A 20,752-nucleotide genomic window follows, 5' to 3' on the forward strand; every position below is an offset into this window, starting at 1 on the left:
GCATCACTTGAAGACCCGTGACGAACGCAATCCACACCCCGACACAGTCCGGCCGGCTCGAACCGCCGGCGGACTGGACTATCTGCATGACAGCGCGGGTGCACCGTTCAACTACATGTACCCGCCGCCCGCCGGCGAACCGTGGGAGAACTGCAGCTACCGCACGCACCGCGTCGACATCGTCGACACCCGCCCGGCCGCGCAGGACTTCCTGCTCGATCATCAGGGATTCGAACTGCGCGACGCCCCGACCGGCCTCACAGCCTTCGACGACGATGAAAGCATCCGTGCCCGCTACTACCCGGAAGTCGAAGCCATCGCCTGCCAGGTGAGCGGCGCGACGCGCGCGCTGTGCTTCGACCATCAGGTGCGTCGGCGCAGCCGGGGCGAACAGCACCTCAGCTTCGGTCGGCAGCACACCCAGGCTTCGGCTGTAGGGCGTGTGCACAACGACTATTCCGAGGCGAGCGGTCTGGCGCGGCTCGCCCTCGTGCTGCGCGATGAGGCGGCGCAGTCTCGCATCCGTCGCTTCGCCGTGGTGAATGTGTGGCGGCCGCTGATCGAGCCGGTCGTCGATGCACCACTGGCCATGTGCAACGCGCGGTCGGTGATGGCGCAGGATCTGGTGGCGGCGGAAATCCGCTATCCCGAACGCAGCGGTGAAATCTATCTGCTGAAGCATTCCCCGCAGCATCGCTGGCATTACTTTCCGGGCATGGCGAAGCATGAAGTGCTGGTGTTCAAGCAATACGACTCGCAGGCGAGCGGCGTGTCACGATTCACCCCGCACGCCGCTTTCCTCGATCCGGCGGCACCTGCGGATGCGCCGCTGCGCGCCAGCATCGAGGCGCGCTGTCTTGTACTTTTCGATTGAAAGGTCAGCCATGAACGATCCGCATATCGAATACTGGTTCGACTTTGCGAGCCCCTACAGCTACCTGAGCACGCTGCGCATCGAAGCACTTGCCCGCGAACGCGGCGTGCGTGTGGCATGGCGCCCGCTGCTGCTCGGCCCGATCTTCCGCTCCGCTGGCTGGGAAAGTTCGCCCTTCCTGCAGCAGCCGGTCAAGTTCGCCTGGATGTGGACCGATCTCGCGCGTCAGTGCGCGCGCCATGGTCTGCCCTGGCGAAAGCCGTCGCAATTCCCGCGCAACAGCCTGCTGCCGGCGCGCATTGCGCTCGCCCACAGTGACGCAACGTGGATCGCGACCTTCTGTGCCCGGGTGTTCGAGCTGAATTTCGTGCATGACGAAGAGATCAATGACGTCGAAGCGATGCAGCGCGTGCTCGAGGCGCTCGGCCTTCCGGCCGGCGACCTGATCGCGCAGTCGCAGTCGCCTGACGTGAAGCAGGCGCTGCGCGAACAGAGCGAACAGGCTGCACAGCGCGGCCTGTTCGGCGCGCCGAGCTTTTTCGTCGGCGACGCCTTGTACTGGGGTAGCGAACAACTGGAGGACGCACTCGATGCCGCCTGCCGCACATGACGAATGCAGCGCACCGGCCGGTTTCACGCCGCGGGTGCTGCGCGGGCCGTTCTTCGGCGGCCGCACGGTATTCACCGGCAGCGAGGGGCACACGGATCACTTCATGGTCCGCATCACCGGTGACGACTGCAACCTGCTGGGCATCACGCACGGCGGCGTCATCGCCACGCTGGCCGACGTCTTCATCGTCGGCTTCATCGCCGGCCAGCTGACGGCCGACGCCCGGATGGTGACATCCAGCCTGTCCGTCGACTACCTCGGCCCGAGCACGGCAGACGACTGGCTGATCGGCCGCATTCATGCGCACCGCATCGGTCGCAGGCTGTGCGTCGCATCCGGCGAGTTCCGCGTCGGCGACCGCACCGTTGCCCTGATCAGGGCGAACTGCGCACGCCTTCCGGATACCGGACGTCCGGACACCTCCGCGTCGGATTCCTGAATCACGCCTTGTCACCGCTTCGCGGCCGGCGGCGGCAACGCTCACTGCCTCATCAACGATACGGCCGCGGCGGTGCTCTATCTGGAAATCGGCGACCGCAGCAGTGGTGACGAGGTCCGCTACCCGGACAATGACCTGCGGGCCGAACTGACCGACGGCCAGTGGGCATTCAGCCGCAAGGACGGCAGCCGGTACTGAAGCGCCGGTCAGCCCGGGCTGAGCAGGACACCGACGATCCTTGTCACGACCCGTCACCCGTGCCGGGCTTCATGCCGTTGGCAGATCTCCACGCGGGGATGTCACGCTGACCGGGCAGCACACCCGATGTCGATGGGGGCAGGGCGTTCAACGCAGGCCCTGCAGATTGAACTCGAGGCGCGCAGTGGGCGAACACGGCTTGGAGTGGGGTCGAGTTCAAGCCGATCGCCGAACAGGGCTGTCTCGGGTACGGCGTGTGGGACGTGAACTTCCGCCACGCGGCCCGAGCCTTGGCCGGTGTAGGGCAACGCTGCGCTCACCCCACCCGACGAATGAAGCGAGGTGGCAAACCCAGCCCTGGCATGCAGGTTGGGGTGAGCGCAGCGATGCCCAACACCGCACCCACCAATCCTCGCGCCGTCGCGTCGACCCCGCAGGTTGGGGTGAGCGCAGCGATGCCCAACGCCGTACCCCTCCAATCATCGCGCCGCCGCGTCGACCCCGTAGGTTGGGCTGAGCGCAGCGATGCCCAACGTCCGCCGCGCCCTGCCAATCTTCCTGCCGTCGGTGCGACCCTTCAATCGAGATAGCGCTGCATCCGCTCGTTCCGAAATCGCCCTCCGTGCAGCATGGGTGTCACGCGGCCGGCTCCGGCTCCAGTGACCCGTCTTCGGTTGTTGCCAGCCGCTGCGGAATCAGCCGGCGCGGCGGGTGCCGACGACGCGCGCTTGCAGAGCAGGCTGGGGCAGTACGCGCTGGGCCTTCAGACGACGGCGAAGTGCCGTCACCACCCATCATTCACGGCGCGCGGAATCGGGCACATCCGGCAACCGCCGCCAAACGTACTCGGTACACGATCTGGCCGCGCGTGCGCGAGGACGATAACAAATCGTCATGTGGCGCCCAGCGTTGGAAGGCTTGTGGCGTGTGCCGAATGCGCACACGCCAAAAGCCTCAGAACTTGCCGTTGCCGTTTTTCCACTCGGTGCGCGGCGGAATGGTTTCCAGCGTGTCCCAGTGTTCGGCAATCCTGCCGTTCTCCACCCGGAACAGGTCGTAGTACGCGGTCGGCTTGCCGGCAAATTCGCCTTCGCTGACCGTCAGCACGAAGTTGCCCTCGCCCAGCACCTTGTGCACCGTGTGGTACTTCAGCGTGATGCCCGCCTTGGCCAGACCTTCCAGCGCGGCGCCCAGGCCGCTCAGACCGTCGGCGATCTGCGGATTGTGCTGGCGGTAGTGGTCGCCGTCGAAGTAGACCGCCAGGCGATCGAGACGGCCATTGACCAACACGTCGTCGACAAAGGCGGCCACCAGTTTCTTGTTGGCATCGGTCTTGTCCAGGTTGCTGACCGCGATCGGCCCGTCGATCATCGTGCGCCCGCTCGGATTGGGCTCGCGAGGCGTCTGCTGCAGATTGTCCCAGTGCTCGACGATCCGGTCGTGTTCGAAGCGGAAAATGTCGAATCCGATCTTCGGGCCGAAGAAGTTGTAGTCGGTGTGGGCGAACACGTAGTCGCCGTCCTCGAAGACACGCACCGTGTTCACCCGGGCGGACCCTGCGGGCAGCGCGGCCAGTGCGGCACCGAATCCGGCGAGGCCGTCGGCCACGGCAAGGTTGTGCTGCACGTAGTGGTCCGGATTGATGATGGCGACCGGTGCTGATTCACCGGTTTCGATCGCCTTGAGCAGGGCGACGACCTGAGTCTTGCGGTCGGTGGTCATGGTGACTTTCTCCTTTGAAGTGTGGAATCCGGTGCAGCCGGTCAATGCAAGTGCTGCGACGATTGCGGCCGTGGCATGGCCGAGACGAGGGCTTTTCATTGTTGTCAGTGCTGGGTTGTCATCGAACATGCAGTGTGTCCGTGGGCGAGCAGTACAGCGAGGTCACCATCGGCCAAGTGATGGTCAAAATCGGGCATTTGAGAAAACGGGGGGCACGCATGAGCACGACGGCGCAGGTTCGCGATACGCACTTCGATAACGCTCGCCTGTCGGAGATCGGTCTTGAGGTGTTCAGCCTCGAGGAACTGCGCAGCCGGGTGACGGCCGACCGCCTGGCCGAAGCGGAGCGCGTCGACTTCCTGATGGTTCTGCTGATCAGCGATGGGTCCGGCGAGCACCTGATCGACTTCCAGCCGGTGCGGTGTGCGCCGGGTTCCGTCGTGGTCGTGCGCCCCGGGCAGGTGCAGCAATGGCGCATGCACCCGGGTCTGCAGGGACTGCTGCTGCTGGTCGACACCCGGCTGGCTCAACTCGCCGCCAGCGCGCTGGCCGACCCGGCCTTCCAGATGCTGCAGATCGACGAGTGGCCCGCCGTGTTTTCCTTGTCTGCGAACGATCAGCGCGACGGCGAAGCGCTGGCCCGGGTGCTCGAGCGCCAACTCGACCCGGAGCAGGTGGATGATGTCAGCGCGCGCCTGGCGCGGGAACTCTTGCTGAGCCTGATGTTGTTGCTGAGCCGTGCCGCACGGGGCGCGGCACCTGCGCGCAGCATGCAGGAACGCCTGTTCCAGCGTTTGCAGCGCGACCTGGACGCTTCGGTCCACACACGGCCCACGGTGGAAGACATCGCCCGGCGCCTTCGCGTGTCGCCAAGTACGCTGTCGCGCGTCTGCCGCCAGCGCGTCGGTGCGTCGGCGAAGGCTCTCATCGACCGCCGCACGGCGCTTGAAGCGCAACGGCTGCTGGTGCATACGGCTGCATCGACCACGACCATCGGTGAGGCGCTGGGCTTTTCCGAGCCCACCAATTTTCTCAAGTTCTTCAAGCGTGTCGTGGGCATGACACCGGATGCCTTCCGGAAAAGCTGGCGCCCGGCTGCCTGATGTCCGTCTGCGCCGCCACATCAGCCGACCCGCCTTTGCCCTCGAAGGCATAATCGAACGCTGCAATCGGCCAACGTGCGCGACGACGACGGGTGAATGGCGGTTCGATTCGGTCATGGAGTACATCGATATGAAAATACTTGTCGCGGTCGACGGTTCGCCATCGGCGCTGTGTGCGGCGCGTTACGGGCTGGAATTCGTGCGGGACGGTTTGCGTGTCGAGTTCGTGCTGGCGACCGTGCAGGAGCCGACTTACCTGTACGAAATGCTCGCGCCCGACGCCGAAGTGCTGGAACGCGTCAGCGGGGCGGTGGGTTCGCGTGCGCTGGCGCAAGCGGAAGCGCTGTTCGAAGCGGCCGGCGTGCCCTTCGAGCGCGAAATCGGCTCGGGTGAGCCGGCCGCCAAGCTGGTCGAGCTCGCACAGCGACATGAATGCACCGGCATTTTCATGGGCGGCCGCGGCATGGGGGCACTTCGCGGGTCGTTGCTGGGTTCCGTGTCGCAGGCGGTGCTCCAGCAAGCAGCCGTACCGGTCACCATCGTGAAATGCGAATCCGGGGTGGAACCGTGACGGTGCGATATCGATGACATCCGGTGCGAGCTCCCGGCCGGTCAAGAAGGCCGGTGATCCCCGGCTGTCGTGGCACGCCGTAGCGGTCGCAGAAGTCTTCGGTGCGCTGAACAGCTCGGAGGCGGGCTTGTCATCGGTCGAAGCGAAATCCAGGCTGAGCGAGAACGGCCCGAACCTGATCGAACGCGGACCGCGCCGCAGTGTGCTGAAGATTCTGCTGCGCCAACTGCTCGACCCGCTGGTCTATGTGTTGATTGCGGCAGGTCTGATTGCGGTGTTGATGGGCAAGGTCACCGACGGGCTGGTCGTACTGGCGGTCGTGGTGATCAATACGCTGGTTGGTTTCGTGCAGGAGGTGCGCGCGAGCAAGGCCATCGAGTCGCTCAGCCGGATGATGCCGCAGCAGGCAATCGTCGCGCGGGACGGTGACGCCACCGCGGTGCCCGTGCATGAAATCGTGACCGGCGACGTGCTGCTGCTGCAGCCGGGCGATCAGGTTGCTGCCGATGTGCGCCTGTTCGAGGTGAGCGGCCTGCAGGTGGAAGAAGCAATGCTCACCGGCGAGTCGGTGCCGGCCGGCAAGCACGAGGCGCCGGTCGAAGCCGATGCCGTGCTGGGCGATCGGCGCCCGATGGCGTTCGGCGGCACGCTGGTCGTCGCCGGCACGGCGAAAGGTGTCGTGACGGGCACTGGCGCCAACACCGAACTCGGCCGCATTTCGCAACTGCTGAGCGAAACGTCCGGGCTGGAGACGCCGCTGACGCGACGGCTGGGCCGACTTGCCCGCGCCATCACGATCGGCATTGTCATCGTCGCGGCGCTGATCTTCGTCATCGGCCTGCTGCGCGACTATCCGATGCTCGACAGCGCGCTGGCGGCGATCACGCTGGCGGTCGCGTCGATCCCGGAAGGTCTGCCGGCGGTGATCACGATTGCCTCATCGATCGGGGTCCGTCGCATGGCGCGCCGACAGGCCATCATCCGGCATCTGCCGGCGGTGGAGACGCTGGGCAGTACAACTGTCATCTGCACCGACAAGACCGGAACGCTCACGCGCAACGAAATGACGGTGGAAGCGCTGCGCACGCCAGCCGGTGCGCTGGAGGTCACCGGAACCGGCTACGCGCCGGAGGGCGAGTTGCGCGCCGACGGCGGGCTGACGTCCCAGGCGTCTGCTGCAGCGACCGAACTGCTGCGCGCGGCACTGCTGTGCAACGATGCCACGCTGGAAAACGATGAAGGCCGCTGGAAAATCGTCGGTGACCCCACCGAAGGCGCGCTCATCGTTGCCGCGCGCAAGGCGCAGCTCGACGAGGACGCGCTGCGCGGCGCGCACCCGCGGCTGGACGAGATTCCATTCGACTCGGAGCGGCAGTACATGGTGACCTTGCATGCCACGCCGGAGGGCGGGCAACTGGTCTGCGTGAAAGGGGCGCCGGAGGTGGTGGCCAGGCTGTGCTCGACGACCGAAGGTCGGTCGCCGCCGCTCGACCTCGCGCAGGAGGCTGTGCATGCGCTCGCCGAACAGGGGATGCGCGTGCTGGGTGTCGCGACCGGTCTGGCAGCGGACATGACCTGTCTCGAAGGCGATGCATGGCGACACGAACTGCGCTTTCTCGGTCTGGTAGGCATGGTGGATCCACCGCGCGATGAGGCGATCGACGCCGTCCGCGCATGCCAGCGCGCCGGTGTCGTCGTGAAGATGGTGACCGGCGATCATCCTGCCACCGCGCGGGCGATCGGGACCCTGTTCGGTCTGTTCGACGGCGAAGGGGGCGGCGCTCAGGTGGTTACCGGGCGCCAGATCGAGACGACGTCGGACGACGATCTGATCGCGCTGGCACGCGATGCGCATGTCTTCGCACGGGTGGCACCCGAACACAAGCTGCGTCTCGTCAAGGCATTGCAGGCCGATGGCCAGGTGGTCGCGATGACCGGTGACGGGGTCAATGACGCCCCGGCGCTGAAACGGGCTGAAATCGGAGTCGCCATGGGCGTGAGCGGCACGGCGGTGGCCCGGGAGGCGGCCGACATGGTGCTCGCCGACGACAACTTTGCGTCGATCAGCGCCGCAGTCGAAGAAGGCCGCCGCGTCTACGACAATCTGCTGAAGTCGCTGGCCTTCATCCTGCCGACCAGCCTCGGCCAGGCCATGATCATCCTCGTTGCCGTGCTTTTCTTCCCCATCGTGGACGGGCATCTGCTGATGCCGATCGAGCCGGTGCAGATTCTGTGGGTGAACCTCGTCGTGGCGATTGCGCTTGCCCTGCCGCTGGCGTTCGAGGCGCGGGAACCCGGCTTGATGGAACGGCCGCCACGCTCGCCGGACGAACCACTGCTCGGGCCCTTGCTGATCTTCCGTACCTTTCTGGTCGGCTCGCTGATGACGGCCGGCGCGGTGGGGCTTTTCCTCTACGAGTATCACGCTGACCTGAGCGCCGGTATTTCGCCCGAGCTTGCCCGCAGCGAATCGCAGACAGTCGCCGTCACGACGATCATTCTCTTCCAGTGTGCGTATCTGCTGAACTGCCGCTCGCTGACCGAAGGCGCGCTGCGCATCGGCTTGTTCAGCAACCGCTATGTCTTCCTGGGGATAGGCGCCACGCTCGTGCTGCAACTGTGCTTCGTCTACGCACCACCGCTGAATGTGCTGTTCCATACCCATCCGCTCGACGTCTCGGACTGGATTTCACCGACGCTGGTTGCGCTGGCCGGGCTACCGTTGCTCGCCCTGGAAAAACGCTTCTGGCGCTGGCGCAAGGCCCGACGTGAGGCTGCCGACACGACAGCGAGGAAGGATCAGACTTGAAGCAGACTCCCGCCGTGGCAGCGGCGGCTGCCGACGATGTATCTGCGAGGTGGTGCGCGCGCCGACGAACCCGATCCTGATCGCTGCGGATCAACCCGCGCAACTGCCCGTTGCGCGTGCCGTCGCCGCGTTTCCCGGGCTTTTCATCCAGGATGGCTTGAGCATGCCGGGCGAGGCGCTGCGTGCCTTCATGGTCGAATCCATCTCACCAGATCCGCGGCGCTCAGCGCACCCGAGCGCCGCGCGACTTCCTTGCCGCCGCGCAACAGCACCAGCGTGGGAATGCTGCGGATCTGGAACTGCGCGGCCGTGTTTCGCGCCACCTCGGTATCGACCTTGGCAAAGCGCACGCGCGGCAGTTGCGCGGCGGCCGCGGCGAACTGCGGCGCCATGACCTTGCACGGGCCGCACCAGTCGGCCCAGAAATCCACCACTACCGGCAACTCCGTTGTCTGCACGTAGCGGGCAAAAGTCTGGTCGTTCAGCGCAAAAGGTTCGGCCGCCAGCAGCGGCTGCTTGCAGCGCGCACACACCGGCTGATCGTCGACGCGCTCGTCGGCGACGCGGTTGGTCGTGCTGCAGTGCGGGCACACGATGAGCATCGTTCGATTCCTTAAACACAGCGGGCGCACGAGCCGGCGGGCATACCCGTTCCGGCCCGGACGGGCCCCTTGGCCAGAGCGCGTCACGCTGCGATAGATGAGGCGGAATCGAGCGAAAACAACCGGTGCCTGTGCGCAGCAGGCAGCGTGTGGGTCAGAAGCGGACGATCACGTCCAGATTGACATTGCCGAGCGCCGCACCCTGGCGGACTTCGCCGGCAAGGCCCAGTTGCACCACGGTATCGACGGCGACCCGGGCGGTGGCGGAGACGCCCGCCTGCACGAAGGTCGACCCGACGTCGGGCGTACGCAAGGTCATCGTGATGCCCGCCAGCGTGGTGTTCAGGCGCGGCTGCAGCAGGTCCGACGTGTCGGCCCCGACGCCCAGGTGGGCGCGGTAGCTGAAGCGCTGCGCTGCCGCATCGGCGGTGGCGAAGGTCGGCGCGGAGGCAAGCGTTACCCCCAGCACTGCGCGGAGGCCGTCGTCGCTGAAGCGGCGCACGCCCAGCGCGGCGGCGCTGTCGCCCTCGTTGAACGCGGACTGCCGAACGTGCTGCCAGGTCAGGCGGGCGTACGGTGTGACACGACCGGTCGCAACGTCGTGCGCACGGCCGATACCCAGGCTGACCAGCGCATCGCGGCCGTGGATGTCGTGCGCGTCGAGCGCCGTGGCGCTGCCGAGCGGATCGTTGCGCGTGTTGTCGGTCGAGTTCAGGCCGAAGCTGGCCATGCCGTCGAGCATCCAGTCGCTGACCGGACGCTGGCCGTACACGAAGAGGGTGCCCTGCTGAACCGTTCCGGACCCGGAGCGGGCGGACACGCGGGTGGTCGACAGCGCGAAGCCGGTGCCCAGCGTGCGGCCGTCGGCGGTGTGCGTGTCGGCCCCGAAAGCCAGCTGATACAGGTGGCTGGAAAAGCCGCCGGCCGTGTCGTCGCCGGATCGATCGCCGCGCTGGTAGGCCATTTCGCCCCACGCCTTGCTGCGCACCCCGGTGGCGCGGCCCAGCTGTGTCATCACCGCCTGCTGCAGGCGCAGCGTGGTCTGTGGAACGACCGCCAGAGTGGCGCCGTGTAGTTCGCCGGCCAGCGCACGCGCGAACGAGGGCAGCGCGGCGGCCCCCTGCGTCGCGGCCCCCTGCGTCGCGGCCGCCTGCAGCACCGTGGTTTGCGCCGCCCCCGCCGTGCCGGCCAGATTCAGTTCGACCAGCCGGTCAAGCAGGTCGGCCGCCGACCGGGCATTCGCGTTGCCGTCAGCCAGTGCGGTGCGGTAGGACAAGGGGATCACCAGCAGGTCGATGCTCCGGCTGCCGGCCATGTCGTAGAAGGCGGCGAACTGCGTGCCGGCGGCCAGGCCGGCCGGCTGGGTCAGCGTCGAGAAGCGGCCGTTGATGCCGCCGTCGGCGGTGATGATGCGGAAGCGCTCGCCCAGCGCGGGCACATGCGGCGCGCTGCCGAACCCGGGCTCGCCCGGCGTGAACAGGTTCAGCAGTTGCGGCGTCAGCGTGGCGCCGGGCTGGATGACGAACTGCCCGCCGGTGACTTCGAGGAAGCTGTAGAAACCGGTCGATCCGGCGGGCGTGGTGCTGGCCGCCTGCACGGTACCTGCAATGTCCTGCTGATAGGTGCTGCCGGCAGTCTGGGTGACGGTCGCGTTCACGCCGATGAAACCGGGCGAGTTGCCCGGTTTGAAGGTGCCGGCGACGGTCACCGGGCCGTCTATCGTGCCGGTGCCCATCAGCATGGCGCCCGGCGCCACGAATACCGCGCCGCTGCCGAGTGCCGAATCACCGTCGATCGCGACCGTACCCGACGCGATGGTCGTGCCGCCGGCGTAGGTGTTCAGGCCGGACAGCGTGAGTCGGCCGCTGCCGTTGACTGTCAGACCGCCGGCGCCGGACAGCACGCCCGACAGTGTGGCGCTGCCGCCGCTCGGTGTGGTGACAGTGCCGCCGCTGCCGTTCACGGTGAACGCCCGGGCGGATGCGTCGTCCGGCGCAAGTGTCAGCGTGCCGCCGTCGAACACCGGATTGGTCGTGACCCCGACGCTGTCGAGCGCGAAGCTGCCGCCGGTCGTGATGTCGCTGGCCGCCGGTGCGAACACCAGGTCCCACACGGTACTGCTGCCGGAGGCGAGATTCAGCGTCCAGCTCAAGCCGCCGAAGTTGCCGCTGGTCGCACCGCCGAGGTTGCCGACGCCAAGCCCGGTCAGCACGCCGGAATAGGTGCCGGTGGCGACGGTCGACGTGTCGTAAATGCCGAATGTCGTGGCGCCGACTGCGCCCGCACCGGCCAGCACGCCATAGGTGCCGGGCCCGTTGATGATGATGTTGTAGCGGGTCGGCAGGTCGCCGGCGTAGGTCAGCGCGCCACCCGCGTTGCCCGCACCCTGCAGGTTGTTGAGGGTGCCGATGCTGCCGCCCGAGGCCGTGATGTCGGCGAACGGTCCGGTCACGGTGCCGGTGTTGGTGATCGTGCCGATGGTGCCGCCGTTGTTCACGATGGCGCGCCGGACGCCGGAGGCGATCGTGCCGGTATTGATCAGCGCGTCGAGCGTGCCGTTGTTCGTGATACCCCATTGCGCGGCGGTGTAGATGCTGCCGTTGTTGGTCAGCGTGGCGGATGTGCTGGTTGACAGCACCGACACCGGGTCGCCGTTGCGTCCGCTGCCGGAACTGTTCGAAACCGTCACGCCGGAATTGATCGTCACGTTTGCGCCGGTGTTCATGCGCAGTGGCGTGGTGCTGCCACCATTGCAGCTCGCACTGACCACGATGGTCGACGTGACCGTGACGCCGCCGTTGCAGGCGGCGACCGCGCGACCTGCGGGAATTGCCGTGCACAGCACGAATGCGGCGGATGCAGTCCAGCGCCCGGCGCGGGCCTTGTAACGGTTGTGTTGCACTCGACACCTGACTTTCGTGAAACCCGGCGAATCGCGTCGAGGTTTGCAGCGTTGGGGATGGTTGGGGTGTGGCCGGCACTGCCGGAATGCCGTAATGCGCGGCCGATCATGCGCGCATCTTCGATCGCTGTCTGTGGGATCAGACGTCTGAAAGACGCGCTGTTCCGCCTGAAGCTGGCGCCGCGTCTGCTGCGTGTCGTGCCGCCGGTGCCGTTTCAGCCACATTGCGCGGCAAAGGTGTGAGCAGCTGAAATGTTCCGGTGCGGGTGCCCGTACATGCTGTAGAAGCAGATGGATGGCCGTGCCTGCATATATATATGCAGAATGCGGCGGCACCCCATGGCAAGCAGGTACACGGACCCGAACGGATGGCGAAACGCAGCTGGACCTCAATCTTCACCAAAAGCATGACGCGCAGTCTGGCGACCTTGCAGCGCTCGGCGCTGCGTTCGGCCTTGCCGGTCACGCGGCGTGCGCTCAAGGCGGTCACGCCGACAGTCGCGCGCGTGAAGCCGGTCGCACGCGGACGCACCGGGGTCAAGGCGCCGGGCAAGGGCGCCCCGGCAGCCGGGCACTGGCTGCCGGGTGTGGCACTCGGCCCGTCCGGTGCGCGCCGCTTCCGGCTGTACCGCCCGGCCGGCATCCGTGCCGGCGAGCGGGTGCCGCTTCTGGTGATGCTGCATGGCTGCGGGCAGGACGCGAAGGGCTTTGCGGACAGTACGCGAATGAATCGCATCGCGGCGCGCGAGGGCTTTCTGGTGCTGTATCCGGAACAGGAACGGCTGGCCAATGCGCAGGGCTGCTGGAACTGGTTCGACACCAAGTCCGGCCGGGCCTGGGGTGAAGTGGCGCTGATCATGGCCGCCATCGATCAGGTGTGCACGCTCTATCCGGCGGATCGCGAACGGGTCGCCGTGGCAGGTCTGTCGGCCGGCGCCAGCATGGCGGCGCTGCTGGTGACGCGGCATCCGACGCGCTTTCGCGCGCTGATGATGCATTCGGGCGTGCCGCCTGGCAGCGCGCACTCGACGCTGAGCGCGCTCGGTGCGATGCGCGGGCGGCGGCCGGCAGGGGTGCTGCCGGCTGCGCCGATGACGCCGACGGTCGATCTGCCGCCGCTGCTGGTGATTCACGGCGGGCGAGACACGGTGGTCGCGCCGGGCAATGGCGATTCCGCCGCGCAACTGTGGGCCGAAGCCGCGGGGGCTTCTGCGGTGGCGGCGCGTTCCGTGCAGCGCGGCAAGCGGCACCCGATGACAGTGACCGATTACAGGCTGCGTGGCCGCACCGTGGTCACGCAGATCGGCATCGCCGGGCTCGCGCATGCGTGGAGCGGTGGCGCAGCAAGCGAACCTTATGGCGATGCGAAGGGCCCCGATGCGTCGCGCATGGTGTGGGCGTTCGCCGCGCGCCAGTTCAAGTCCTGAGGCGGGTCGCTCGCCTGGCGCGGATCGGATCGCAACGAAACCCGGCGCCGTGCGGGCTTCCCGAACGCGCCGCTCCGGGCGGATGATCCGGTCTGGCCGGGATCGCTGTCGAAATCTGCAGCCGTCGTTCGTCGACCCGGCATCGGCGTCACGCCTGTACGAGGAGAACACCATGTCATCCGATCACACCCACTTCCAGCCGCCCGGCCCCGCGCGTCAGGTCACCTTGCTGGTCGCGACCCGCAAGGGCGCGTGGTTCTATCATGGCGACCCGGAGCGCGGCAGCTGGCGCACCGACGGGCCGCACTTTCTCGGCCACGTCATCAGCCATGTGGTGCTCGACCCGCGCGATGGCCGCACGCTGCTCGCAGCCGCGAAAACCGGTCACCTCGGGCCGACCATTTTCCGCTCGACCGATTTCGGCGCCAGCTGGACCGAAGCGGCTCGGCCGCCGGCGTTCGCCCGCGCCGAGGACGGCGCCGGGCGCAGCGTCGATCACACTTTCTGGCTCGCGCCCGGCCCGGCGATCGAACCGGGCGTGTGGTACGCCGGCACCTCCCCTCAGGGCCTGTTCCGGTCCGACGACGGCGGCATCAGCTGGGCGCCGTTCTCGTGCATCAACGACCATCCGGATTACCTCAGATGGATGGGCACGGTGCAGGACGGTACGCCCGACGGACCCAAGCTGCATTCCATCATTGTCGACCCGCGCGACCCGGCGCACCTGTACTTCGCGATGTCGGGTGGCGGCGTGCACGAATCGCTCGATGGCGGCCGCAGCTTCGCGCCGCTGATCGACGGCCTCGCCGTGGTCGAAGGTTTCGACGCATCGCAACCCAGCTTTCACGACCCGCACTGCGTCCGGCTGTGTCCGACGAATCCGGACCGGCTGTACCAGCAGAATCACTGCGGCATCTACCGGCTCGACCGGCCGGCCACGCGCTGGCGCAAGATCGGCGACACGATGCCGCCCGAGGTTGGCGAAATCGGCTTTCCGATGGTGGTGCATCCGCGTGATGCCGACACGGCGTGGGTGTTTCCGATGGACGGCACTTCCGTGTGGCCGCGCACCAGCCCGGACGGACGGCCCGCCGTGTATGTCACGCGCGATGCCGGTGCGAGCTGGCGACGCCTTGATGCCGGGCTGCCCCCGGCTCAGGCCTGGTGGACGGTGAAGCGCCAGGCCATGACGGCCGACAGCCAGGACGGGGTCGGCCTGTATTTCGGCACCACCAGCGGCGAACTGTGGGCCAGTTCCGACGAGGGCGCGCACTGGCGCTGCATCGCGCAGCACCTGCCGGACATCTACGCGGTCGAGGTGGCGGAACGGCCGTTGCCGTGACCGCGGCGTGGAAGGCAGTCCGATGAAGGTGTTGATCCCGAGCGCCCTGCGCGCTTACACCGAAAGTGCTCACGCCGAGGCATCCGGCGCCACGCTGGCCGACGTGCTCGACGCGCTCGAGCACCAGTACCCCGGCATCCGCTTTCGCATGATCGACGAGCAGGGCCGCATACGCCGTCACATCCGCATCTTCTTCGACGGCGAACAGATTCGTGACCTCACTCAGCCGCTCCACGCAGACGGCGAACTGATCATCGTGCAGGCGCTCAGCGGCGGCTGAATCCGGTGCGGTGCGAGCGCGCTGCGACGCCGTACACCCAGGCGTCAGGAGTGCGCGTCAGTGTTTCGGCCGCGAGACGCCCATTCAGCCGCGCTGAGCGCGAACCGGTTGGCAATCCATCGCGCAATGGCGACGACTTGGCACGTCCTCTGCGCAATCGTGAGCCGATTCGACCCGAGTCAATCCCGGATTGTTGTATGCCAGCGCACATACATGGCATTGCTCACGTCCTAGCCTGCGAGGCCAATCGGACATCGGTTCGATTTTCTGTTCATCGAAACTCTTGATTCCAGCGCTGGTAGCGGGCTCCGTTGAGCCTGTCCAGAACCGCCCCGTGGCACGAGAAGCGACCTGACTTCTCGACCGCTCATCTACATGTGACGAAATACCCCATGAAAATCAAACTTGTTTCTGCATCCGTGCTGGCTGCGCTGGCTACGTGGGCGCCGCATGGCATGGCGCGTGAGGCTGTGGCCCTTCCCGGTGTCGTGGGCGCAGAAGGTGTGCTCAACGGCGTCGATACGACGGGCAACGCGAGCCTGACCGTCGCCAACAACCAGAACATCAATACGAATAACGACCTTGGCGGCGCCTTTACGACGGCCAACAACAACCAGGGCAATATCCTTTTTCTGGGTAATTCGACGGTAACGGGTGCCACCGGCACCATCGGAAACAGCTTTCTCAACGTCAGCGCTGGCGTCGCCGGAACGGCGGTCGATTTCAATGGCCCGGTTTTTTCAACGACCATCAATGTCAGTGGAACCGGAACACTGAACTTCAATGGCGACGTGACAGGCGCGCCCGTCTTTGCCGATGATGGCTTCATCAACCTCGGTGCCGGCCGCACGCTGACCGGCGCGATCACCACCAATACCGCGAACACCGGAACCCTGGCGCTGAATGGCGGAAGCAGCGTGACGGGTGCGATAGGCGGCGCCAACGGGCTGAGGCAGATCAACGTGATCGGCGGCAACGCTGCCGTGACCGGCGCGGTTCAGGCGCAGGGATTCAACCTCAACGAGAATACCCTCGTCATCACCGGCGCGCTGACCACCAACGCCGGGGGCGTGATCCGGACGACCATGCTCAGCGACGCGGTATTCGGAAAGATCATGGTCGGTACGTCGAATATCAATGCAGGTGGCGTGACGGTGATTCCGACCGTGACGGGAGCCCTCACGAACGGGACCACCTACAAGATCGTCGATGCACCAGCCGGCACGGTGGGCGCCGTCGTATCCGTCATCAACAACAATCCGCGCTATACGTTTGCCGGCTTGCCGACCGTCACCGGGGACGTGAACATCCGCCTGACAGGCGTCGCGCCACTGGGCACCCTGGTCACTGCGCCCGGAGCGCTTGCGATAGCACCCATACTGGATGTGAACGCGCCTGCGAATTCAGATTTGCTGGTCGTTCAGGATGCAATTGCCGTGCTTCCGAACTCAGCGGGGATCAACAATGCGCTGACACAGCTGGCACCCGGTGTCACGCAGCTCGCAGCCCCCCGGGTTGCCGGTCAGACAGCACAGCTTTTTGACGATCTGTGGATGGGTCGTGTCAATGAAATGCAGGACGTCTGCGAACAGCAACGGACGACTGCAGCGCCCGCGAATACAGCTCAGTGCAAGGATCTCGAGAAGCAGGGCAACTGGTGGGGCAAAGGCTTCGGCAATGTCGGTCGCCAGCGCGACGTCGACGAAATGAGCGGGTACAAGACCGAAACCTTCGGCCTGATGCTCGCCTACGACATCCCGTTGAACGCGGAAACCCGCGTCGGCCTCGGCGGCGGTTATGCCAACGCAAAGATCGACGACAACAATTCGGTCGGCCAGACGAAGCTCGATTCCTATCATCTGACGGCCTATCTCAACCATGCGCCAGGCCCGTGGTTTGTCCGGGGCGCCTTGTCAGCCGGAGTAGACAGGTATGACGGCTCGCGCTCCATTGTCTTTCCCGGCATCAGCCGCACGGCGAGCGCTGACTACAAGGGGCACCATTACTCGGCCATCGTCAGTGCAGGCCATCATTTCTTCTTCAATACAGCCACCATCACGCCGCTCGCTGCCCTGCAGACGTCACGTATCCATGTCGGCAGCTATTCGGAAACGGGCGCCGGCGACATCAATCTGCGGGTGAACAGTCAGGACTACGACATCGTTCAGTCGAGCCTGGGAGTCAAGGCGGAGCAGCGTATCCAGGCGGGCAACGGCAATGTCTACCCGGAGGTGCACGTCAAGTGGCTGCACGACTTCGCGTCGACGACAACGGAGCAGACCGCAGCATTCAGCGGCGGCGGTGCACGGTTCAAGGCAGAGGGCATCGATCAGGACCGTGATCTGTTCAATGTCGGTGCCGGCGTCTCTTACCGGTCGTGCAACTGCGTCGACAATGCATGGACGCTCAGGGGGCTCTACGACTACAAGTGGAATCAGAGCAAGTTCTCGTCCCATCAGGTTGCGGTCGTGGCGAGTTACACCTTCTGATGTCGACAGACGTCTGACGGTCATCGCCATGGTGGAGTCGTCGCGTGCGCATCCTTGCGTACGCGACGACTGAACGTCCGGGCTGCACATTTCCGCATGCGCAGGCCATGGACTTGCACGGGCTCGACGTCGCCGACGGGCCCGCTGCAATTGCGCGACTGCGCGTACGCCAGGCATCGCCGCTTCGCTTTGGTGATATCGCCCCGGCTCCACAGCTGAGCCAGGTAAGCGGTCGCCGCGCGGTCGTGGCAATGCCGCACCGCGCCTCCGCGCCGTGCGAACGGCGTGCCCTCGCCGGACGCTTCCATTAATATGCGGAACCGAAAATCCGGGGCACTCGCATTTCGCGAGCCATCTGCTCCGCGCCACCCACCGGTCACACGCCGCTGAATACGCGGAGGTTTGTCGTCAGACGCTGTTGCGCACCGCACGGCGCAGGCGGCACCGGGGCGCGCGAGGCCCCCCTCACGAGACTGTCCGATGTTGTCTTCTGATCTTTACGATCGACTGTTTGTCCAGTTGCAGCATGTTTTGCCGAAGCAGGCGCTGACCCGGTTCGCCGAATTCGTCGCCAATTCCCGCGCGCCGTGGACGCGCGGCATCATTCCGTGGTTCATCCGCAAGTACGGCGTGGACATGAGCGAGGCGGCCGACCCGGACCCGACGCACTACGCCTGCTTCAACGACTTCTTTACCCGGGCGCTGCGCGACGGCGTACGACCGCTGGCCGACGCGCCCTTCGTGAGCCCGGTCGATGGTTCGGTGATTGACTGCGTGACGCTGCGTGAAGCCACCATCATGCAGCTCAAAGGTCACGGCTACAGCGCGCAGACATTGGTCGGCGGCGATGCGGCGCTCGCCGCGCCCTTCGAGGGCGGGGACGCGATTTCGATCTACCTGAGCCCGAAGGACTACCACCGCATCCACATGCCGTGCGACGGGCGGTTGCGGCGCATGATTCATGTGCCGGGCACGCTGTATTCAGTGAATCCGGCGACAGTGGCGGGTGTGCCCGGGCTGTTCGCGCGCAACGAGCGCGTGGTGTGCCTGTTCGATTCGGCGTTCGGCCCTTTCGTGCTGACACTGGTCGGCGCCATGGCGGTGGGCAGCATGCAGACGGTGTGGCACGGCCTGATCAATCCGCCGCGCCCGGGTACGCTGCGTGACTGGCGCTACGACGACCAGGACATCCGGCTCGCACGCGGCGAGGAAATGGGCCGCTTCCTGCTCGGATCCACCGTGGTGATGCTGTTCCCGAAGCATGTGCTGCGCGCGCGCGCCGACTGGACGCCTGGTCGCAGCGTGCGCATGGGCGAGGAGATGGCGGAAGCGATTGACGCAGCGCAGGTGCGCTGACGGCGGGCAGTCAAGGCCGCTGCTGCCCGCGGTCCGTTGTCATCCGGGTGCCGCAGCGCTGATGCGATAGATTCGGTTGTCGCTCAACGACACCACATACAGATTGCCGTCCTGACCCTGTTCGATGGCGGCGGTGACGCCGAAGCACCGTCCGATCACCAGCGTTTCACTTTCCTTCCCGTCGAACTTCTGTGCCCGGAGCAGGTTGTCGGCGACCTTGTCGGCCAGTCGCGGATTGGCACTGAGGTCGAGGTTGTCCCGGGCGAGCGGCAACCTCAGGCAATAGCGGTTGCCGCCGGTGCCACCGGCCTGACCGAGCCAACGCGCCGAACCGAACCACAGCGTTCCGCTGTACGCCGGGCCCAGCACGCCGGTGCGCTGCGCCGAAGCACTCAACCAGTTGCACGGCAAACAGGCAGGACGTGTTCAATGAGTACGGCGTGCAGATCATGTCGCCGCACTACATGGCCGATACGCCGACGCCGCAGGCGGTAGCGCAGTCCGGGCGGTGGCCCAGCCCGGTACGGCTGCCGCGGGAACCGGAGCGTGGCTGACCGGTTGTCTTCTGCGTCGTGCCGTTCGCGCTCGGCGATCGGAAGACGGATTTCCTCAACCGCGGCGTTCTCGCTGCAACGCGTGACCGCACTCGACAGCGCCGTGATCATCGTCATCACACTGCTGTTGGTCGGTAGCGTGCGGGACTGCTGCGTCTGCGCGGAGAAATCATCGACGCATGAGACAGGCACCTGCATGGCGGGGGTGATCTGACTCGCTTTCGCGCGCGTCTGTCCGCAGGCGCCGGCTACCCGGCGATGCGCAGTGCCGGCGTAGTCGCAGTCAGGAAATCGATTCGTGCAAGACGCTGCATCTAGTCACCCGCACGCAGCAGCACACTACGGGTACCGTTCTGCAACGCAGATCGATGGCAGCTACGCAACACTTTCAAGTCAGCCGGAAATCGCTCGCAGGATGTGCCCGGAAAAATTGCCATTGCGCTGCGATCCTTGTCCGGCAAAGGTTTCCGGATGCCCACCCGGTGCTCTGGAAAAAATGCCGAACGTATAATCTTCTGCAACGAGCGTCAAGATCGGGAAAAAAATCTGGACTTTTGAGTGGATTGTTGCTTTAAAACCTGATGGTTATGTAATACTTTCGGCCCATGAATCAGTCCCTTGTGACGAAATCTTCAAGCCTCTTGTCAGTTGCTGCGCTGACCGGCGATTCGGGTCGTCTGTCCCCGTTGAAATCGTTTGCATGTCCCCCGCGTCGCACCCCGAATCTTCGACCGCAATCAGCCATTTCACCCGCCCTCCAGTCCTGTCGTCACCGCGTGCGTGTGTCCGTTCCGTACCGGGTCGACGAGTGCCGTTCTGCATGCGTCGCGCAGGTGTTCGCAGCGCGAATCATCACCGCCGCTCCGCGTTCCCGGGCGATGACCGGCGTCGATGCACGCGAAGGAATTCACGGTATGGGGCGAACCAGCCTTCATTAGTCTTTCTGAATGTCGTAAGCAGCGTCGGGCTGCATACGATGACGAACAATGCACACGGACGGCATGTGTTGTCCGGGTGTTCTGCGGATCAGTGATCCGCTGGCCGGTGCGGAGCGATCCGCATCGGCCGAAAAGTGTTCCTGGCGATGCGCAGGGTGCGCACCGTCGTGAACGGACCTTCCGCCGCCGGAGGGGCTGAGGTGCTGTCAATTCCTGTTATCCAGAGGAGAGTAGTCATGGCTGAAGCTGACGCAAAGAAGGGGGCGAAGAAGGCGAGTGCCCCGAGTAAAGCTGCTGCGAAACCTGCAGCGAAGAAGGCCGCACCGGTGAAGGCTGCGGCCAAACCGGCGGCAAAGCCCGCTGCGAAGAAGGCTGCACCGGCGAAGGCTGTGGCCAAGCCGGCGGCGAAGCCCGCTGCGAAGAAGGCTGCACCGGCAAAGGCTGCGGCCAAGCCGGCGGCGAAGCCCGCTGCGAAGAAGGCTGCGCCGGCAAAGGCTGCGGCCAAGCCGGCAGCGAAGCCCGCTTCGAAGAAGGCT

The 20,752-nt window shown here is 65.9% G+C and carries 18 protein-coding genes; 13 read left to right on the forward strand and 5 right to left on the reverse strand.

Annotated elements, in window-relative coordinates:
• Positions 1-7 precede the first annotated feature (7 nt).
• From Q8R75_RS11790 to Q8R75_RS11805, 4 genes are all read left to right on the forward strand, one after another.
• Positions 8-874 carry a CmcJ/NvfI family oxidoreductase gene (locus Q8R75_RS11790; RefSeq protein WP_305625913.1) on the forward strand — a complete coding sequence of 289 codons (867 nt, stop codon included), beginning with the start codon at positions 8-10 and terminating at the stop codon, positions 872-874.
• Positions 875-884: 10 nt separating this feature from the next.
• Positions 885-1,484, forward strand: coding sequence for a 2-hydroxychromene-2-carboxylate isomerase (locus Q8R75_RS11795; RefSeq protein ID WP_305625912.1), 600 nt, complete (start codon positions 885-887; stop codon positions 1,482-1,484).
• Positions 1,465-1,923: a PaaI family thioesterase gene (locus Q8R75_RS11800; protein WP_305625911.1), complete on the forward strand. Its 459-nt coding sequence runs from the start codon at positions 1,465-1,467 to the stop codon at positions 1,921-1,923. Before Q8R75_RS11795 ends, Q8R75_RS11800 begins: the two co-directional genes overlap by 20 nt.
• A gap of 72 nt (positions 1,924-1,995) precedes the next feature.
• Positions 1,996-2,121 (forward strand): hypothetical protein, encoded by a 126-nt coding sequence (locus tag Q8R75_RS11805; protein ID WP_305625910.1) that lies wholly within the window; start codon positions 1,996-1,998, stop codon positions 2,119-2,121.
• 954 nt (positions 2,122-3,075) lie between these two features.
• Here Q8R75_RS11805 and Q8R75_RS11810 read toward each other — a convergent pair.
• Positions 3,076-3,843 carry a nuclear transport factor 2 family protein gene (locus Q8R75_RS11810; RefSeq protein ID WP_305612947.1) on the reverse strand — a complete coding sequence of 256 codons (768 nt, stop codon included), beginning with the start codon at positions 3,841-3,843 and terminating at the stop codon, positions 3,076-3,078.
• 218 nt (positions 3,844-4,061) lie between these two features.
• Here Q8R75_RS11810 and Q8R75_RS11815 point away from each other — a divergent pair, with 218 nt between their 5' ends.
• The 3 genes from Q8R75_RS11815 (at position 4,062) to Q8R75_RS11825 (ending at position 8,326) form a co-directional block, all read left to right on the forward strand.
• Complete coding sequence (locus Q8R75_RS11815) at positions 4,062-4,946, forward strand: helix-turn-helix transcriptional regulator (protein ID WP_305612948.1); 885 nt, start codon at positions 4,062-4,064, stop codon at positions 4,944-4,946.
• A gap of 130 nt (positions 4,947-5,076) precedes the next feature.
• Positions 5,077-5,517, forward strand: coding sequence for a universal stress protein (locus tag Q8R75_RS11820; RefSeq protein WP_305612950.1), 441 nt, complete (start codon positions 5,077-5,079; stop codon positions 5,515-5,517).
• A 13-nt stretch (positions 5,518-5,530) separates the two neighbouring features.
• Positions 5,531-8,326 (forward strand): HAD-IC family P-type ATPase, encoded by a 2,796-nt coding sequence (locus tag Q8R75_RS11825; protein WP_305612952.1) that lies wholly within the window; start codon positions 5,531-5,533, stop codon positions 8,324-8,326.
• A gap of 188 nt (positions 8,327-8,514) precedes the next feature.
• On the opposite strand, the gene trxC is transcribed toward Q8R75_RS11825, so the two are convergent.
• Positions 8,515-8,928 carry a thioredoxin TrxC gene (trxC, locus tag Q8R75_RS11830; protein ID WP_305612953.1) on the reverse strand — a complete coding sequence of 138 codons (414 nt, stop codon included), beginning with the start codon at positions 8,926-8,928 and terminating at the stop codon, positions 8,515-8,517.
• Between the two features lie 154 nt (positions 8,929-9,082).
• Positions 9,083-11,830, reverse strand: a complete 2,748-nt coding sequence (locus Q8R75_RS11835; protein ID WP_305663667.1) for an autotransporter domain-containing protein — start codon at positions 11,828-11,830, stop codon at positions 9,083-9,085.
• Positions 11,831-12,198: 368 nt separating this feature from the next.
• Between Q8R75_RS11835 and Q8R75_RS11840 the strand changes: the two genes are divergently transcribed.
• The 5 genes from Q8R75_RS11840 (at position 12,199) to asd (ending at position 18,724) form a co-directional block, all read left to right on the forward strand.
• Entirely contained in the window at positions 12,199-13,257 is a 1,059-nt protein-coding gene (locus Q8R75_RS11840; RefSeq protein WP_305612956.1) for a PHB depolymerase family esterase, read from the forward strand.
• Between the two features lie 172 nt (positions 13,258-13,429).
• Positions 13,430-14,599, forward strand: a complete 1,170-nt coding sequence (locus tag Q8R75_RS11845; protein ID WP_305612958.1) for a glycosyl hydrolase — start codon at positions 13,430-13,432, stop codon at positions 14,597-14,599.
• 22 nt (positions 14,600-14,621) lie between these two features.
• Positions 14,622-14,879, forward strand: coding sequence for a MoaD/ThiS family protein (locus tag Q8R75_RS11850; RefSeq protein WP_305612960.1), 258 nt, complete (start codon positions 14,622-14,624; stop codon positions 14,877-14,879).
• A 392-nt stretch (positions 14,880-15,271) separates the two neighbouring features.
• Complete coding sequence (locus Q8R75_RS11855) at positions 15,272-17,368, forward strand: autotransporter outer membrane beta-barrel domain-containing protein (RefSeq protein ID WP_305612962.1); 2,097 nt, start codon at positions 15,272-15,274, stop codon at positions 17,366-17,368.
• 480 nt (positions 17,369-17,848) lie between these two features.
• Complete coding sequence (gene asd, locus Q8R75_RS11860) at positions 17,849-18,724, forward strand: archaetidylserine decarboxylase (protein ID WP_305612964.1); 876 nt, start codon at positions 17,849-17,851, stop codon at positions 18,722-18,724.
• A gap of 39 nt (positions 18,725-18,763) precedes the next feature.
• On the opposite strand, the gene Q8R75_RS11865 is transcribed toward asd, so the two are convergent.
• Positions 18,764-19,120 (reverse strand): hypothetical protein, encoded by a 357-nt coding sequence (locus tag Q8R75_RS11865; protein WP_305612965.1) that lies wholly within the window; start codon positions 19,118-19,120, stop codon positions 18,764-18,766.
• Between the two features lie 150 nt (positions 19,121-19,270).
• Here Q8R75_RS11865 and Q8R75_RS11870 point away from each other — a divergent pair, with 150 nt between their 5' ends.
• Entirely contained in the window at positions 19,271-19,492 is a 222-nt protein-coding gene (locus Q8R75_RS11870; protein ID WP_305612967.1) for a hypothetical protein, read from the forward strand.
• Positions 19,493-20,304: 812 nt separating this feature from the next.
• Here Q8R75_RS11870 and Q8R75_RS11875 read toward each other — a convergent pair.
• Positions 20,305-20,752: hypothetical protein (locus Q8R75_RS11875; RefSeq protein WP_305663668.1), on the reverse strand; the 448-nt coding region annotated here is incomplete at its 5' end.

Origin of the sequence: Methyloversatilis sp. (assembly GCF_030696805.1) — a bacterium.
Lineage (GTDB): Bacteria > Pseudomonadota > Gammaproteobacteria > Burkholderiales > Rhodocyclaceae > Methyloversatilis.